The sequence below is a fragment of the Bradyrhizobium sp. CCBAU 11361 genome (assembly GCF_028128935.1).
Lineage (GTDB): Bacteria > Pseudomonadota > Alphaproteobacteria > Rhizobiales > Xanthobacteraceae > Bradyrhizobium > Bradyrhizobium niftali.
On the sequence record NZ_LBJZ01000164.1, the window covers coordinates 20,370 to 35,679 of the forward strand.

At 58.8% G+C, this 15,310-nt stretch carries 20 protein-coding genes and 2 pseudogenes; 18 read left to right on the plus strand and 4 right to left on the minus strand.

Annotation, left to right across the window (positions count from 1 at the left end; translation table 11 throughout):
* Positions 1 to 20 precede the first annotated feature (20 nt).
* Complete coding sequence (locus XI08_RS16170; RefSeq protein WP_271575151.1) at positions 21 to 542, minus strand: ImmA/IrrE family metallo-endopeptidase; 522 nt, start codon at positions 540 to 542, stop codon at positions 21 to 23.
* Positions 539 to 892 (minus strand): helix-turn-helix domain-containing protein, encoded by a 354-nt coding sequence (locus XI08_RS16175; RefSeq protein ID WP_271575152.1) that lies wholly within the window; start codon positions 890 to 892, stop codon positions 539 to 541. Before XI08_RS16175 ends, XI08_RS16170 begins: the two co-directional genes overlap by 4 nt.
* A gap of 149 nt (positions 893 to 1,041) precedes the next feature.
* Between XI08_RS16175 and XI08_RS16180 the strand changes: the two genes are divergently transcribed.
* The 18 genes and pseudogenes from XI08_RS16180 to XI08_RS16255 form a co-directional block, all read left to right on the plus strand.
* A complete protein-coding gene (locus XI08_RS16180; protein WP_271575153.1) occupies positions 1,042 to 1,728 on the plus strand; it encodes a multiubiquitin domain-containing protein in 687 nt (228 codons plus the stop codon).
* On the plus strand, positions 1,725 to 2,102 hold the full coding sequence (locus tag XI08_RS16185) for an E2/UBC family protein (protein WP_271575154.1): 378 nt from the start codon (positions 1,725 to 1,727) through the stop codon (positions 2,100 to 2,102). The genes XI08_RS16180 and XI08_RS16185 overlap by 4 nt, the downstream gene beginning before the upstream one ends.
* Positions 2,099 to 3,442, plus strand: coding sequence for a HesA/MoeB/ThiF family protein (locus XI08_RS16190; protein WP_271575155.1), 1,344 nt, complete (start codon positions 2,099 to 2,101; stop codon positions 3,440 to 3,442). The genes XI08_RS16185 and XI08_RS16190 overlap by 4 nt, the downstream gene beginning before the upstream one ends.
* A complete protein-coding gene (locus XI08_RS16195) occupies positions 3,415 to 4,893 on the plus strand; it encodes a phosphotransferase family protein (RefSeq protein WP_271575156.1) in 1,479 nt (492 codons plus the stop codon). The genes XI08_RS16190 and XI08_RS16195 overlap by 28 nt, the downstream gene beginning before the upstream one ends.
* Before the next feature lie 218 nt (positions 4,894 to 5,111).
* Complete coding sequence (locus XI08_RS46325; protein ID WP_442869830.1) at positions 5,112 to 5,291, plus strand: DUF6527 family protein; 180 nt, start codon at positions 5,112 to 5,114, stop codon at positions 5,289 to 5,291.
* A gap of 1,322 nt (positions 5,292 to 6,613) precedes the next feature.
* Entirely contained in the window at positions 6,614 to 6,823 is a 210-nt protein-coding gene (locus tag XI08_RS16200) for a DUF2274 domain-containing protein (protein ID WP_271575157.1), read from the plus strand.
* Positions 6,824 to 6,873: 50 nt separating this feature from the next.
* The gene (locus XI08_RS16205) at positions 6,874 to 7,026 is read left to right on the plus strand and encodes a hypothetical protein (RefSeq protein ID WP_258763426.1); all 153 of its coding nucleotides are present in this window, start codon (positions 6,874 to 6,876) and stop codon (positions 7,024 to 7,026) included.
* On the plus strand, positions 7,023 to 7,205 hold the full coding sequence (locus XI08_RS16210; RefSeq protein ID WP_271575158.1) for a hypothetical protein: 183 nt from the start codon (positions 7,023 to 7,025) through the stop codon (positions 7,203 to 7,205). The genes XI08_RS16205 and XI08_RS16210 overlap by 4 nt, the downstream gene beginning before the upstream one ends.
* The gene (locus tag XI08_RS46330; RefSeq protein ID WP_442869829.1) at positions 7,154 to 7,387 is read left to right on the plus strand and encodes a toll/interleukin-1 receptor domain-containing protein; all 234 of its coding nucleotides are present in this window, start codon (positions 7,154 to 7,156) and stop codon (positions 7,385 to 7,387) included. The genes XI08_RS16210 and XI08_RS46330 overlap by 52 nt, the downstream gene beginning before the upstream one ends.
* Positions 7,342 to 7,473, plus strand: a complete 132-nt coding sequence (locus XI08_RS16215) for a hypothetical protein (RefSeq protein WP_271575159.1) — start codon at positions 7,342 to 7,344, stop codon at positions 7,471 to 7,473. Before XI08_RS46330 ends, XI08_RS16215 begins: the two co-directional genes overlap by 46 nt.
* Complete coding sequence (locus XI08_RS16220; protein ID WP_271575160.1) at positions 7,473 to 8,168, plus strand: hypothetical protein; 696 nt, start codon at positions 7,473 to 7,475, stop codon at positions 8,166 to 8,168. The genes XI08_RS16215 and XI08_RS16220 overlap by 1 nt, the downstream gene beginning before the upstream one ends.
* Positions 8,169 to 8,249: 81 nt before the next feature.
* Positions 8,250 to 8,843 (plus strand): AbiEi antitoxin N-terminal domain-containing protein, encoded by a 594-nt coding sequence (locus XI08_RS16225; RefSeq protein WP_038936594.1) that lies wholly within the window; start codon positions 8,250 to 8,252, stop codon positions 8,841 to 8,843.
* The gene (locus XI08_RS16230) at positions 8,836 to 9,852 is read left to right on the plus strand and encodes a nucleotidyl transferase AbiEii/AbiGii toxin family protein (protein ID WP_271575161.1); all 1,017 of its coding nucleotides are present in this window, start codon (positions 8,836 to 8,838) and stop codon (positions 9,850 to 9,852) included. Before XI08_RS16225 ends, XI08_RS16230 begins: the two co-directional genes overlap by 8 nt.
* A gap of 13 nt (positions 9,853 to 9,865) precedes the next feature.
* Positions 9,866 to 10,309 (plus strand): annotated as a pseudogene (locus XI08_RS46335) (TrlF family AAA-like ATPase); the annotation flags it as partial.
* Positions 10,310 to 10,688: 379 nt separating this feature from the next.
* Positions 10,689 to 11,339, plus strand: coding sequence for a GTP pyrophosphokinase (locus XI08_RS16240; protein WP_271575163.1), 651 nt, complete (start codon positions 10,689 to 10,691; stop codon positions 11,337 to 11,339).
* A gap of 28 nt (positions 11,340 to 11,367) precedes the next feature.
* Positions 11,368 to 11,994 carry a hypothetical protein gene (locus tag XI08_RS16245; RefSeq protein ID WP_271575164.1) on the plus strand — a complete coding sequence of 209 codons (627 nt, stop codon included), beginning with the start codon at positions 11,368 to 11,370 and terminating at the stop codon, positions 11,992 to 11,994.
* 7 nt (positions 11,995 to 12,001) lie between these two features.
* A complete protein-coding gene (locus XI08_RS16250) occupies positions 12,002 to 12,187 on the plus strand; it encodes a hypothetical protein (protein WP_271575165.1) in 186 nt (61 codons plus the stop codon).
* Positions 12,180 to 12,269 (plus strand): annotated as a pseudogene (locus tag XI08_RS16255) (50S ribosomal protein L7/L12); the annotation flags it as partial. The gene XI08_RS16250 and the pseudogene XI08_RS16255, both read left to right, overlap by 8 nt.
* An 891-nt stretch (positions 12,270 to 13,160) precedes the next feature.
* On the opposite strand, the gene XI08_RS16260 reads toward XI08_RS16255, so the two are convergent.
* Both XI08_RS16260 and XI08_RS16265 read right to left on the minus strand, forming a co-directional pair.
* Positions 13,161 to 13,901, minus strand: a complete 741-nt coding sequence (locus XI08_RS16260; RefSeq protein ID WP_271575166.1) for a UPF0489 family protein — start codon at positions 13,899 to 13,901, stop codon at positions 13,161 to 13,163.
* A gap of 132 nt (positions 13,902 to 14,033) precedes the next feature.
* Positions 14,034 to 14,987 (minus strand): hypothetical protein, encoded by a 954-nt coding sequence (locus XI08_RS16265; RefSeq protein ID WP_271575167.1) that lies wholly within the window; start codon positions 14,985 to 14,987, stop codon positions 14,034 to 14,036.
* Positions 14,988 to 15,310: the final 323 nt, after the last annotated feature.

Genomic DNA, 15,310 nt, shown 5'->3' on the forward strand with positions numbered 1-15,310 from the left:
TAAAAGGATGCGGAGTACCTTCAAAACCTGTTAGCCAATCGGTATCGCATCGCCGCGGCGCTGACGCGGAATCGACGCGCAATGGACTCAATACCCGCTTCGTCTTCAATGTCGAGCCCACTGGCGTTGACGACTTTCATGAGAAGTGCACTTGGCATGAGCAATTCGGAGGCGAAGGCATTGGCCTCAATCTCAAGGGGGTCGATGCCCTGAGATGACACATCATCACGGAGGAGAACCCGGAACATACGATCGACATGGACCGCCTTCCTGATCTCCGCTCCGTGAAGTTCATGATGGCCGAGTTCGTGCGCAGCCGAAAATCGCTGACGATTTGGGTGATGAAGTGCATTCACGCCGATGATGCCAACGCCATCCTGTATGTAAGCCATGCCGGAAAGGTTGTCGTCCAGCGCGGCGTGCTGCAGCACGATGTTGCGTGCCTTAATGATGCGCTCGATCGGGACCGGTGGCGCGCTAACTCCGAAATTTCGAATTAGCGCTCGAGCCGCCCTTCTTGCCTTGTCCGGATCGGCCTTCATGTGTCACCTTTCTTTCCGCGATGGGCCAAGGCGTTTTCAATCAGGTCGCGGATTTGGGCCTTGCCAAGGGGGGTGACGCTTTCGTCGGAAAGTAAAAACATCCCAACATCCTCCGTTGGCTGAGCCTTTGGTAGCGAGGGGAGGATATCTGCCACCTTGTCGAGCTGAAGGGCGTCCGCCAAGCCGTAAACATGATGCAAGAGCACGCTTTGACGACCGCTTTCTATGTTGGCAAGCGACGCCCTTGAAATGCCCACGCGAGCCGCCAATTCGGCTTGTGTAAGCTCGAGCTTTCTTCGCCTCGTCGCCACGGCCTTGCCGAACGTGAGGTAGATTGTCTGATGGCCCATACGTCTGTTTGTCTCAAGCGACTTGTATTGTCAATGAGAAGCACAATTGTGCTTATAACAAACATTTTCTTGTGTGTATTGACAACATTGCGCGGGCCCGGCTAAACCGGCCAGCAAGCAATTTGGCGGAATCAAATGGAGAGGCGTTCATGTCTGAGCACAACGTTGAGGCTGGGCACGAAACGGTCGTCATCATCGATGAAGGACTGCATGAAGAGAGCCGTCAAATCAGCAAGTCGCATCCGACGGGAGCCGATATTGTGCAAGCGGCGCAAAAAGAGCCGATCGATGGCTTCTTTGTTCTTTATAATCCGGGCAATGGCGGTCTGAAAGAACTCAGGCAGACCGACGAGATCGATCTGCAGCACACAAAGGTACAACGCTTCTACGTTGTTCCTGGCGATCGACTTTTCCGGTTTCAGATTGACGGCGCCGAGTATGAATGGCCAATTTCGCCGGTGCCCGGCGCCTTGCTCTATCAGGTGGCGAAGCTGGACGCCGAGAAGGTTGCGCTGTGGACTCAAGGGCAGGCGACTGAGCGGGAGATCTCCCCCGACGAGGCTTCTGTTGATCTGGCGGGCTCCGGCGTCGAGCATTTCATCTCCAAGAGCCGGCAGCCCAAGCATCCCACGATCTTCATCAATGATACGGCGCATACCGTGCATCAGGTGCATTTGAGTGGTGCGCAGATCCGCGCTTTGGGCGGCATCGAAAGCGACTATCAGCTGTTTCTGGAGCAACCTGGCGACGATCTGCCGATCCCGAACGACAGGTCGGTCAAGATCGAAGACGGGCAGCGCTTCTATTCACTCCCGCCGGCGACGTTTGGCTCATGACACCGCACATACAAGCACAGTTTGAAGCTCTGAAGAGGGATCACCCGCAGGCTCAGATGCAGCCCGGGCCGGGTGGTGTGGTCATCACCATCCCGAACGTACGACTGGAGCCGTCCGGGAAGTGGAACAGGCCCTCAACGACCGTTCGGATTGTGGCGCCGGCGGCCTACCCTCAGGCGCGTCCCGATTGTTTTTGGGTCGATGCCGACGTCAGGCTCGCGTCTGGTGGCCTGCCGCAGAATGCCCAGCCAAACAATCAGCTGGGAGAAAACCTGCTCTGGTTTTCCTGGCACGTCTCGAAATGGAATCCAAATGTCGATACACTGCATACCTACCTGAGAGTTGTACTCGATCGATTGAGGCAGGGCGTTTGAAATCTTCGCTGATCTTCGCGGGCTCGTCTTTCGCTGACATGAAAAGCCAGCTCTTGGCCGCCTCGCCGCGGGAAGCGAGCTGCGTTGTTCTGGCCAATAGAGGGGGCCCGGGGCGCTTCCTCGTGGAAACTGTGGTTCATGCCCCAGAGGACGCCTACGAGACGCAATCCGAAATGCGGATCGTCCTCAAGCCCGAATTCCTCGCGAAACCGTTGAAACAGGCTCGGCAGTCGTCCCAGTGCACATTCTTCTGTCACACGCATCCGTTCGATCAATTCCCGAGTTTCTCATGCGTCGATGACAGGGGCGAAGCTGTTCTGATGCCCGCGGTCTTCGCGCGCGTCCCGGGCGGGCCACACGGCACGCTGGTGCTGGGCCAAGAGGGTTTCTCTGGAAGGGTCTATCGGGCGGAGGAGGACATCGACGCTCTGAGTGAGATCTCCGAGGTATCTTCGGTTGTCAAATTCTTCGGGATCGAGGCGGCCAAAGGAACCAGCGAGGCCTTCTTCGACAGAAACGTGCGCGCTTTGGGTGAGCAGGGGCAATCTCTGTTGCGCTCGCTGACGATCGGCATCGTGGGACTTGGGGGCACGGGATCGGTCATCGCGCAGGAGCTTGCCTATCTCGGCGTCGGAAAGTTGGTTTTGATCGATGACGACGTCCTAGAGGAAACTAATCTGAACCGCGTGGTCGGCTCCGGGCACGCGGATCTTGGTCGGAGTAAGGTTGCCGTCTCCGCGGACGCGATCAGACGATCAGGGATCGGAGCTACTGAGACGCAAGCAGTCGAGGGGTCGGTGCTGGATCAGTCCGCCGCGGCGAAACTCTTCGAGTGTGATTTCGTCTTCTGCTGCACCGACAATCACGGCAGCAGAATGATCCTCAATCAGATCGCATATCAATATTTGCTCCCGACGATCGATCTCGGCATCCGCATCGATGCAGAGGGGGGGCGAATCAAGGCCATGGCAGGTCGGGTGCAGATGCTCGCCCCCTCGCTTGCGTGCCTTCAATGCAATGGATTTCTCGATCCCGAAATGGTCCGTCGCGACCTGATGTCAGACGCCGAACGCGCTGCCGATCGCTATATCGTGGGCGACGCCCAGCCCCAGCCTGCCGTCATCAGTCTGAATTCAACCGTATCCTCTCTTGCGGTTACGATGTTTCTCGCAGCAGTCGCTGGCTTCCCCATGCGAGCACGGCACCAGAACTACGTGATAGGCGAAGGTACCGTACGTGGCGTTGCGACCATCCCGCTCAAGGATTGCATTGTTTGTTCGTCCAGCCGCGGCGCTTTGGCAAAGGGTGACTCGTGGCCGATCCCGTGGCGCAGCAAGTAGCGGTCGGCGAGGTCACCAAGCTGCCTCGCATCGATGCGCCGAGAGGGGCGGTGTTGTGCGCCGGGGTTCCATCCCCCGTCAGGACACGGCTCGAGGCGGTGGGCCTGACGCCAATTCAGTTCGACGACGACCTCGAGGTCTTGCGCACGGAGATTGAAGGACATGCTGCTGGCGCCAGAGCGATCATGATCTACTCAGGACCGCTCGTCGAGGATCTTCCCGCTCAACAGCGCCTTCGTAAGATCGTCAATGCAGTAAGATTGACGGCCGAGAAGCAGGCGCTGCTGGTTGCCGTCGTCGTCGAGGGTGATCAGGACGATTTGGCGAAGGGCATGGTTATTCTCGGGGCAAGCCATTTCGGCTCGTCGGCGTATGCGTCTAGCGAAGCGCAAATTGCTCTCGCGATCAAGGGAGTGCTCGAGCACGAACCAGGACCGGCCTGGAGGAATTTCGACATTGGTGCGGGAGCAGACGTCGAAGACAGGCCGTTGATCCAGCGCGCATTCAGCGACTGCGAAACATTGTCGGTCAAAAAGATCACTCCGAACAAGAGAATTTATCGCGTAGATGCGATGCGAGCGACTGCCCCGCATCCAGTGCCGTTCCTTATCAAGGTGGATACGCCCGCCAGGATCGCGTCCGAGCGCGGCAACATCGAATTGTGTGCCGATACCGTCCCATTTCCTTTTGTCCCTCCGATGATTCCTCAACGTTATACGCCGGGGGCTGGGCGATCGGCGCTTGTATCGCACTTCGTTGATCGTGCTATTCTTCTATCGGAATACGCGATCTCTCATAATCTGAACCGAGCCATACTTTCGATTTTCGACGACGCTTTGCGCGTATGGAGATCACATGCAACGTCGACAAACTACTGCCTAGGTACATATGCGCTCGACACCGCTCGAATAATTAAGAGTGCCCCACAGGACTATTTAGCAACTTATGCCAACCTTCAAAAAGCGGCAAACGTGCCCGCGCCTGAAGTCTTGCTTGCGAAGTTACGGAACATGCCGTCCATGCCCGTGTACGAGGTTTGTTCACACGGAGATCTTCATCTAAAGAACATTTTTGTCCGGCAATCGGGCGAGGTCGTTCTTATTGATTTTCTACGCAGTGGCATCGCGCCGGCTTCCCGCGATCCCGCCGAACTCGAGTGCTCCATTGCCTTGGATCCGGATGCGGGGCAGCCGCGGTTAGACAAGAATTCTTTGGATGAACTTTACTCACCGCCGCTTTTGCCTCCTAAAGTCATGTCAAGGCCAGGAAATCGCAGGTTCGATGCGATCTGCCAGGTCAGAATGCAGATGGGGGCAGCCGTCGGCGAGATTGAATATCAGTTGATGGTGGCCGTTCATCTTCTATGGTGGGCGCGCAAGGGAAACGTCGACGCCTATCGCCTGGCCGCCAATCTGATCTTGAGTGCAGAGGCTGGCCTATGCGCTTCGTAAAGGCATTTCTCAATTGGATCGCGTCCTTTTGGAAGAGTTCGCCGCCACAGACGACGGCTTCTCAACCCGGTACGCTACCTTCGCAGGCACGCGGCTATCGCAGCATCGTGCAATACGGCGCCGTCCATTGGGTGGATTCTCAAGCCGAAGCCACGCCGTTGCTCTCGAACAATGGGATCGTCATTGTCAAAGGCACTTCCGGCGCAAAGTGGTTGTTAATGAACTGCCCGGATCATTGCGGGGAGGTTAGGCGGATCAGTGTCTCAGAGGCGATCCCTCCAACATGGAAGTTCCGATCGGAAGCCGATGGCACGATCTCGTTGTTTCCTTCGGTTCACTTGACGTCGGGGTGCCGTGTCCACTTCGTCCTGCGCCATAACAAGGCTCACGTTATTTAGCCGCTTCGAGCTCAACGAGGCAGACTTGGACCGAATTCGCGACCGTCGGTGTGCCGCGTCCATCCTGCCTTCACCACCGCTCCTGCCAAAAAATGCTCTTTGCGGCGAACCATCCGAAGCACGCCGAGCGACGCCGGGTTCTGGCGCTAGGCCGCGACACGACGTTGCATGGCCGTCTGGAGACGCCTCTGCTCTCGGCGGTAGGCACTTAGGAGAGCCTTGACCCACAGAGCCATGCCATCAGCCTTCAATCGGATGCGTTGCGAGTTGTTGTAGTGCTGCTCCGTGACCGGAGCGAGCCTCTCGCGCTCTTCTCTGCTGGAATCCGAGTTGGGCTGCTTGTGGGCAAGTATCGCGCTGGCAGCTCCTCCGAGCCTGTGGTCTTCTAGGAAAGTCGTAATCGTTTTCCTACAGTCATGCGGAGTCCAGGGGCGGATTCCGAATTGTTCGAATAGGTTCGGCCTGGCCTTCAACTGACGCGGCTTTGGCCCGGGCTTACCCTTGCGATGAGGCTTCTGCCTCACGGTGTGGTCGTAGACGCGGCCCTGGAGCCGATAGATCAGCTGGTTAAGTGCCGACTTGCTCACGTGTTGATCGGGCGTGCGCGCCGGAAACATCCACGGGGAATCGCCGCCGGCCTCTTTATGGTATCGGTTGACGTGGAATTGGAAGCGAGTGGGGCCGACCACCGTCCCGACCTCCTTTCATTTCTTCTGTAGTCCAATTGGCGATCTTCCATGCCTTAAGCTCGCGGTACTCCTTGTCAGCGCGGAATAGGCGGTTCTTCCTGAGTCTCATCAACGCGCCGGTCCGCTGACCGGTCAACCAGGTGCGCTTTGCGCGGACATGCTCGAGATGCTTGAGGCGCGAGAGCTGACGCGGGACAGCCTCAGAAATATCCGCGCACACCGTTTGGCCAGAAGCGGGGACTGGTCGTACGGACACGACTGATCCTGCCGAATTTCGATCGTGATCGAGAATCTTCCGGCCACTGACGTCGCGGGCTATGCCGGCCTCGAGGACGAGGTGGAGTTCCATACGTGGCAGTTGCGCAAGGGCGTGGCCCCCGCGACCCTGACCGGGGTCGGGATACAGTTATCGATCGGAAACGATGAGAGTGATCTCGTCAAGGCGATACGGGAAAGCAGGAAAGCACGCAACAGACGACCAATCGCGCAGGGCAGCGCCTGGTGGAGCGCGAGCTCGATATGCTGCCGACGATCACAGTGCTGTCGGGTTGGCCCTTGCGGGTGATTGTATCGAACGACCTGCTGCTGAAGCTGTATCGGGACGTTCGGACAGCGGGAAAGGGCAGGTGAAGGATGAAGCTGAAGCTTGCAAAGTTACCCGATCGGACACTGATTAAAATGAGTATTTTACTCGCACCGAACCTCGCAAAGCGGCTGAACGAGTACGCCGATTTTTATGCGGGGGCTTACTGTTGTCGGCAGGAGGTTGTGAAGCTCGTGCCGTTTATGCTCCATGCCTTTCTTAAGAGCGATTCGGCCTTCAAAAGGAAACAAAAGAGCTGAGGTAGAATCGCTGTCGTGCGATTGATATGATCTGTCGGTCATAATGGATCGTGCCGATCCCCATCACGCGTCTGGCCGAGCGGCTCGCGCCGCGCTGCGCATTGGCGGGGATCGAGATCGCGCTTGTCGGCAGCCGCGGCGAGGTCATGGACGTGAAACCGGCGGAGACCGCCGAACTGATGGCGGAAGGGATTGACGGATGAGAAGGGTGTTGACGGTCGGGCTGACCTACACGGGCGATGCGCTCGAAGAGGAGATCGATAACCTCGGCCTGTGTCGGCCCGAAGTGGATCGCGCGCGGGCCGCTTATCCGCTCTCCTCGCGCATGGTGTGGAGCGCGTCTGGCTGGACGAGGCCGAAATCGACATCGGGGACTCGCTGATCGCCAAGATCGAAGAGGGAATGAAGCTCAGCCGCTACATCGCCGTCGTCCTGTCGAAAAAATCGATCGGCGCCCCTTGGGTGAAGAAAGAGCTAGACGTGGCGATGAATCGCGAGATCGCCAGCGGGAGGTGGTCGTGTTGCCGCTGCTCTACGAGGAATGTGAGCTGCCAGAGTTCTTGAAAGGCAAGCTCTACGCCGACTTCTCCAAGCCCGAGGAGTACGAGGCGGTTCTCGGCAAGCTCCTGCGGCGGCTCCGGATCTCCTGATGAGCGAGACAGGTCCGAGCATGGCGATGCTGATGGCGATGACTGACCTGTGGCGCCTGCGTCCGCCCGGGCCCGACAATATTCTTGCGCACCCTGCCTTCATGCGGCTGCGCGAGACCAGCCGCGACGACTATCCAAACGCCGGCAAGAAGGGGCCGAACTTCGCGCTCTCGACGGCATTGCGAGCCTTGGGCCTTCCGTGTCATGCAGCAAGATACGGCCTATCTTGCCTTGTCTGTGGAGGAAGCGGCGAAGAGACTGGACGCGGCGCTGCGCGCCACCCGGGCCAGGCGCATTCATCTTGCGCCGCTCGATCTTGCCGCCGACCTGCCGCCGCTCGCATTCGGTTCGGCCAGGGTGTGCCGGTTGGCTTGCGCGCGGACTATCAGAAGAACTTTCGCATCGCGCCTGATCGCCACAAAGGGATGCGCGCCACGAATAGAATGCGGGGACGGGTGGCCGGCCTTCTGGGCGATCGACGCTTCGCCGACCAGTATGAGCAACTCTTCAACGTGCGGAGCGCCTTCCTGCACGGGCGCGCCATGACCGCCATCTCGACGAAAGAGCGGGTGATGGCGCGGTCCTTGGCCCGCCAGGTCGTCGAGGCGCTGATCCTTGCGACGCTCGCGGGGCCGATCAGCTCGCGGGAGGACTTCCTGGACGGTCTGCTCGATAGGGGCGCGCCGTTGATCTAGCCGGAATGGACGGCTCCCGGGCAGGTCCGCCGGCTTGAAAACTGTCAGAAAACCGCGTATATTTCTGACAGGAGAACGGTCATGCAACGGTTAACCGAACAGATTCTCGCGCATGCCGAAGGGTTGCCGGAAGGCACGCCTGTGGCGGCTAAGAGCTTGCTCCACCTCGGTAATCGAGCCGCGGTGGATCAGGCCTTGTCGCGTCTGACCGAGCGGGGCCAACTGATCCGGGCCGGTCGCGGCGTCTATCTTCGTCCCGTCACGAGCCGGTTCGGCACGAGGGCTCCCTCCGTCCAACAGGCGGTCGAGGCGCTCGCCAACCAGCGCGGCGAGGTCATCGTTCCGAGCGGCGCTGCGGCCGCCAACACCCTCGGCCTCACGACACAGGTGCCGGTCCGATCGGTCTATCTGACCTCCGGCCGCAGCCGAACGATGAATCTCGGCAAGCAGGTCGTCGAACTTCGTCACGCTCCGCGGTGGCAACTCGCCCTTGCTCACAAGCCGGCGGGCGAGGCGGTGAGAGCGCTGGCTTGGCTTGGGCCGGAGAAGGCGGAAGCCGCCCTGAAAACATTGAAGCGGAAGCTCCCGCCGTCCACTTTCAGCGAACTGGTCGCGGCAGCGCCGCAGCTTCCGACCTGGCTCGCGCGCAGCGTGGGAAAGGCGGCGCATGGCTGACGCCTTTCTCCTCCTTCGGGTCGCCGATCGCCGCGAGGCGCTAAGCGTCGCGGCCGATCAGTCGGGACGACCAGCGCACCTGCTTGAGAAGGATGTATGGGTGGTGTGGGCGCTCGCCACGCTCTACGGATCGGCGCTCGGCGAGCATCTGGTATTCAAGGGCGGCACGTCACTGTCGAAGGCCTATGGGGTCATCCGGCGATTTTCCGAAGACGTCGACCTGACCTACGACATCCGGGCGATCGCGCCCGATCTGGTGGACGGTAACGGCGAGGCGTTGCCGAAAACACGCAGCGAAGAGAAGCGCTGGTCGAGCGAGGTGCGCAAGCGCTTGCCGGAGTGGGTGGCGGGGGCCGCACAGCCGGTCATCGCGGACGCGCTGGCCGCGCAGGCGTTGGTTGCCACGATCCGCGTCGAGGGCGAGAAGCTGTTCATCGACTATGAGGCGACTGCGGCTGGCTCCGGCTACGTGGCGCCAAGCGTGATGCTGGAGTTTGGCGCGCGATCGACGGGCGAGCCGGCAAGTCTGCGGGATATCGCCTGCGACGCATCGGGCCTGGTCGAAGGCGTGGTGTTCCCGACGGCACGGCCCCGCGTGATGCACGCCGAGCGAACCTTGTGGGAAAAGGCGACGGCGATCCACGTCTTCTGCCGGCAGGAGCGGCTCCGCGGCGATCGCTTCGCGCGACACTGGCACGACGTCGTGCGGCTCGATGAGGCCGGGCTTGCGGAAGCGGCTTTCGCGGATCGCGAACTGGCGAACGCTGTCGCGCGCCACAAGGGCATGTTCTTCGCCGAGAAGGCGGCTGACCGTAGTCCGATCGATTACGCGGCCGCCGTGAATGGCGGTTTGCAGCTCGTGCCCGGCGGCGATGCCTCCAAGGCACTGCAAGAAGATTACGGCCGTATGGTCGAGGACGGGTTGCTCTTGGACGATGCCGAACCCTTCGAGGCGCTGATGGCCCGCTGCGCCGATATCGCCGCGCGTGCCAACCGCGCGGGCGCATAGAAGGGGGAGGCGAATGCTTAGTCGGGGATCGGAATGGCGGAGGTGGGAGCCGCATATTCATGCACCGGGCACGGTGATGAACAACCAGTTCATCGGCCCCACGGCCTGGACTGACTATCTTACCGCGCTGGAGAGGGCCACGCCGGTCATCGAGGCGATTGCCGTCATCGACTATTACGTCAAGGATACCTATGAGGAGGTGCTGAGGCACAAGGCCGCTGGCCGGCTGCCTGCCACCAAGCTGATCTTTCCGAATGTCGAACTCCGGCGCGACGTGGCCACGGCCAGGGGCGGGTTCGTCAATCTTCACCTGTTTGTCAGCCCGGAGGATCCAAAGCACGTCGAGGAATTGCAGCGACTGCTGTCGCGCCTGCAGTTCAACGTCATGCAGGACCGCTTCGACTGCACGCGCGCGAACCTCATCCGGCTTGGCAAGAAAGCCGACCCGAACATCACCTCCCGCCTCGCGACCACTCTACAAGACGCCATCAAAACAGCCGATATCGCGGTGAAACAGGAAATCGTTGCGGCTGCGACGCTCGCGAGGACACTTCCTCGAATATCGATGAGCATCAACGAATTTGCCAATCGCTTTAATCTATCCGCGGCAGCGCGCGAGTCCGTTTCGCAACAACTCAGGAATCCGCATCTGGCGGAGGAACGCTTCCTGTTCTCGGCCTCTGATTTCGCGAGCATCATGGCTTATCGATCAATGGAGCTCGATAATGGCGCAACCCTAACCGCACCGTCCGCCGAATTCGATCAGGTCTTCAGGCAAGTGGCCATTGACGGCAGCGCGCACAGAGTTCGGTTCACGACACAGGGCACGGTGATCAATGACAAGCTCAAGCCAAAAGCCTGACGACCTAAGGGAACAGTATAAGGAGCGCCACGAGAAAGTTCTCGCTCCGCTCGCCGACGAGCTACGCGCCTATCTGTCTCGCTGTCTGGAAGGGCAACCGAGAATTGACCGGATCTCGGCACGTCCGAAGGACGTCGATGGATTTGTCGCCAAGGCGACCAAGCTGGTTGGCGGGAAGCCGAAGTATCAGGAGCCCTTAGCTGAGATTCAGGATCAGGTCGGCGCGCGCATCATCACATATTACCAATCGGATGTTGCTCGGCTTGATCCACTGATCCAGCAATGGTTCAGACCGATAGAGTATCGGGACCATGTGCCTGAGTCCCACTGGGAGTTTGGATATTTCGGACGGCACTACATCCTCGCGATACCGTCCGACGTCATCAGCGCCGGATGGCCCAAAGAAATGATCCCGCGGTTTTTTGAATTGCAGGTGAAAACTTTGTTCGAGCACGCTTGGTCCAAAGCCGAACATGATCTCGGTTACAAACCGGGCGAGGCTCCTCTTACACCGCAGCAAACGCGCAGTCTCGCCTACACGTCTGCCCAAGCGTGGGGCGCGGATAAGATGTTCGACGACCTGTTCCAGGAATGCGCCGGAACTACGGGCGGCGCCACCCACTGACCCGCGCCGGCAATGCCACGGAACGCCTATGACGAGAAAGCTGCCGCTTACTGACTTCCGCGCTGTCAGGCATCAACTTGAACCAGATGATTTTGCCATCAGTGATGGGGACGAAATTGCGCCGACCGACCTGATTGACGAACAAATATGGGCCGGCATTACTCATCTTACCGACGACGTGGCCATTCGCACGTCAGACCACAATGGCATCCGGCTGAAGTTACTCTACAGCCTGTGGAGCGACTGGATTGTTGCCATAGGTGACCCCGATCATCCCGATGAGCTCTACAACTGCATGCTGGACGCCGCCGATGCGTTTCAGTGCGTCAATTTTCTCCTGCTGCACGGCTACTACCGAGCCGCCATGGCAGAACTTCGTGTGGCGCTCGAATTGGTCATGATCGGTTCGTATGGCAACCTAAAGCCTACCGATGCCGATTATGTCACATGGAAAACCAGCGGCTCAGAACTGGGTTTCTCGCGCATCAGAAAGCGACTGCATGGGATGCTAACTCAGGAACAGTGCAACTGGCTGTTCGCTGACGGCGAGATTCTCAACAATATTTTTTCGTCAGTTATGCAATTTCACGCATTCGCGTCCCGATTCAAGCGATGGCGCTCTCTGGGAGAGCAACGGTCCAGTGTACGTGCATGAAGTCTTGATGCGCACGTTCTTTACAGCTCTGAGCGTGTACGCAATTTGCTACTTGCTCGTGCGTATCGCTCGCCCGGCCTTTACCCTCCCGGAAGACAGCCGAATACTTTTCGAGGAAGATTGGGTGCCGGGCCGCGAAGCTATCGCCAAGGCTTTCGAACAACTTTTCAAAGAACGAGCGAGTCATGGCTGATCTGCCGGGACTGGTAAATCAACTGGGCAGTCTAACGGTGCTTGAAGCGGCGGAGCTTTCGAAGATGCTTCGCGAGCGGTTCGAGAGACCGCTCAAGAGAAAGCATCTCAGCTTCAATGTGGGTAAGGTCTGTGATGCAGTTGTGCGCCGTCTCGAAGCGCGCGAACATCAGGTACGTGCAAACCTCCGATGGCCCAAGCAGGAAAATCACCAGCACCCGGTCGAGGTGGTCTTTGATCTGGGCAGCCAGCTTTATGCGCTCGAGCATACCGGCATCGAGCCGTTCGCTGACCACATACGCATGGAGGCGCAGACCGAGAAGCTCTTCGCACCGATCACCACCGCGCTCAAAGATGCGCTCGGAACGGATGCTCTGTTCGAACTCTACCTGCCGGTCAATTCGCTTAATGGGCGCAAAGCGGCTCAACTCTCGGCGATTCAGCAGGCGATCATCGACTGGGTCAAGACGACCGCGCCGAGGATCCCCAAGCGTCCTTACCCGGACAACAAAGGAAACGGCGTCGGCCCTTCGCGGCGGCCAAATGTGCCATTTGATGTAGCCCTTTGCCGCTTCGAGCCGCCAATCGTTCCTGGCAAGCATTTCCAGATCAGGCATACGATGGATGATGTCGTAAAGCTGCGCAGGGACCGGATGAAGGCTGCGGTCGACAAGAAATTTCCGAAGCTTGCCGCGTGGAAAGCGAACGAGGGGGCCAAATCGATTCTCGTGCTGGAGCAGAACGACATCCAGCTTACCAATCCCTCCATTTTAGCTGACGTCTATCTGCCGTTGGCCAAGGCGCGCGAGGACAGGCCCGATGAAACCTATCTGGTCGCATCATGCATGAGCCCGAATTGGTGGATGTGGCCAATCTTGATCGGCGATCGCTCGTACGACGACTATGCCAAGAGCGATGATCCGAGCTTCTGGGAATTTGAGCCATCCAAGCTTGCTTCGCTGACGAAGCGATAGTCAACGGGGAAGGGCGAATTCGATTCCCAGAGGCTTCAAGACAGTATCCAGAACCGCTTCGCTGTGTTCCCAGCCACCACAATATTCGGGTGAGAGCGCGATTGTTAGCACGCTGATTTTGCCGCTACTCAAATGAGCGCTGACTATCCTCATCAAATTCGAGATGTATGCTTCAGACATCATGCACTGAGGTCGTTCGGCGTCGATTCCATGCCAAAAGAAGTAATCCAGATCGAGGTTGAAAATCCAAGGGGCATGAGACTCATTCAACCAATAATCGAGGTTGGAAGGCACATCCCAGAGATCGCAGTTCATATGGGTGCAGTTTGGCGTCATTCCCTCACCATGGGTCGCGAAGTAGGCGGCGTCCATCGCGTTTCCGAACACGGCCAAAAAAATCGATAGATAATTGTCCCAGCCAAACAGAGGCAGGGGCTGCGGAATATCCTGGTGCTTGACCTTGCGCGCCAGATACTCATCGATGCCGAGGCCCCAGTCGGCCGGCAGATTGTCCAGCCACGTCGTCATCCGGCTGGCAAGCGTGTCGTAATGCTGATCTACGTGAAAGAGAGAATACCGCTGTTTCGGATCGATATGTTGCAGCCAGCACCACAACGCCGCGCGATGGTTGTCCATCACGTAGACGTTCTGGCGCCTCCACAAGAAGTTTTGGGAAAAGGCACCTGAGTAGTTCCTGCCGCGAAACGGGACCAGCCATTCGCCTTCGGATGCTTCCGACATCAACGTACCTCAAGCTCGAAGGAGCAACGGAGCAGGGCAGTTCAGGCGCAGCGCCCGATCGCGCGTCTAAACCCTTCGGCCTCGCAATCAAGATGTGAGGCCGGAAACGACGACGAAGGACATGGCGGGCGGTTAGCTCTTGTCTTCAAATTCCTCGACCGCGGAAACATATCCCTGGACATAGATCTCCGTCTCGCATGCGCCCGTGCTTGACATGAAATCCATACAAATCTGGTCCGGCGTATTGATGGCCAACTGAAACTTCCCTCGGTCGCTATTCCGCTGGAGATCGACCACATTGCCGGAGCCCGGAACAAGCTTTCCCCCGTGCTGCGGAAGCACGCACCCCCGGACAGTTCGCGGCTGGCAGAAGGGACTGTGGCCATCAGACGTGCCCCCCGATGTTATGCGGAAGAGCTGAGAACTTTGCACGCGGGCCTGTATTGTCTTTTTCGGCTTTGGCACCACGATGAGGGTCAGAACGGCATCATCCGGTATCGGGTAAGCGGATTTCGGCTCCTTGAGTACGAAGAATTTCGAGTCGAGACTGACGCCGATAGGCGTCTTTCGAAAGCGGAATGGGATGATCTGAATCTCTCCGACCGCATCGCCGTTGAGCTTGACGGGTTGAGTGAGCGGGCCAAGGTCAATCAACAACGACGAGTTTGCGATCGCATCCTTGCCAAACTTGCCCTCCATAGTCTGTTGGTCATCCGTGCGCAGCTTGATCGTCAATGGGAAATCGGTCTGCTTTCCCTTGAATAGAAAACCGCCCGCAAGAATGACAAACACAAATAGCGCCGCCGGTCCGCCAAATTCGAACGCTGCGCCGAACAGTTGCCCTTGGGCCGATCCTATCGAACGCAACACGCCGAACAGGACGACGGCACAGACGAGCGCCAAGAAGAGCAGCAGCAGGTAGTACGCCTGGTCTCCGAAGGCGTTCGCCACCAGCGCGTCCAGATGAGTGAATAGATAGCTCCCCACGAAGAATGCCAAAAGGGCCGCGACCAATGCGACCACCGCGTAAAAGGTCGGAGTGGCCGGTTGCCGTAAAACGGGCGGTTTAGGATGCGCGGACATCATTGTTCCCCCTCGGGATGGGCAGGGGCATTTTGCCTCTTGCTTGGCTCATCGCAAGACATATAAGGGGCCTCAACCCCAAATTGTTTGCGCCGCCGATACCTCGTACCCAGGCAAACCGTGTGGGAAGCCGCGATTTGGAAGCCGCGGACCTGTAGCCCGATGACGCGTCCGCTATGCGGACCGGGCTCTATGGGCTGCGCCCACCGAGTCCCCTGAAGAAAGTAGGGGCCTCGGCCTTCGGTAACGATCCCATCGCGCAAGGGCTGATGTGCGCCTTGCCGGGGGCACTCGGAAAAGCGGCTCGCCTGCGGCGAACGCTATCA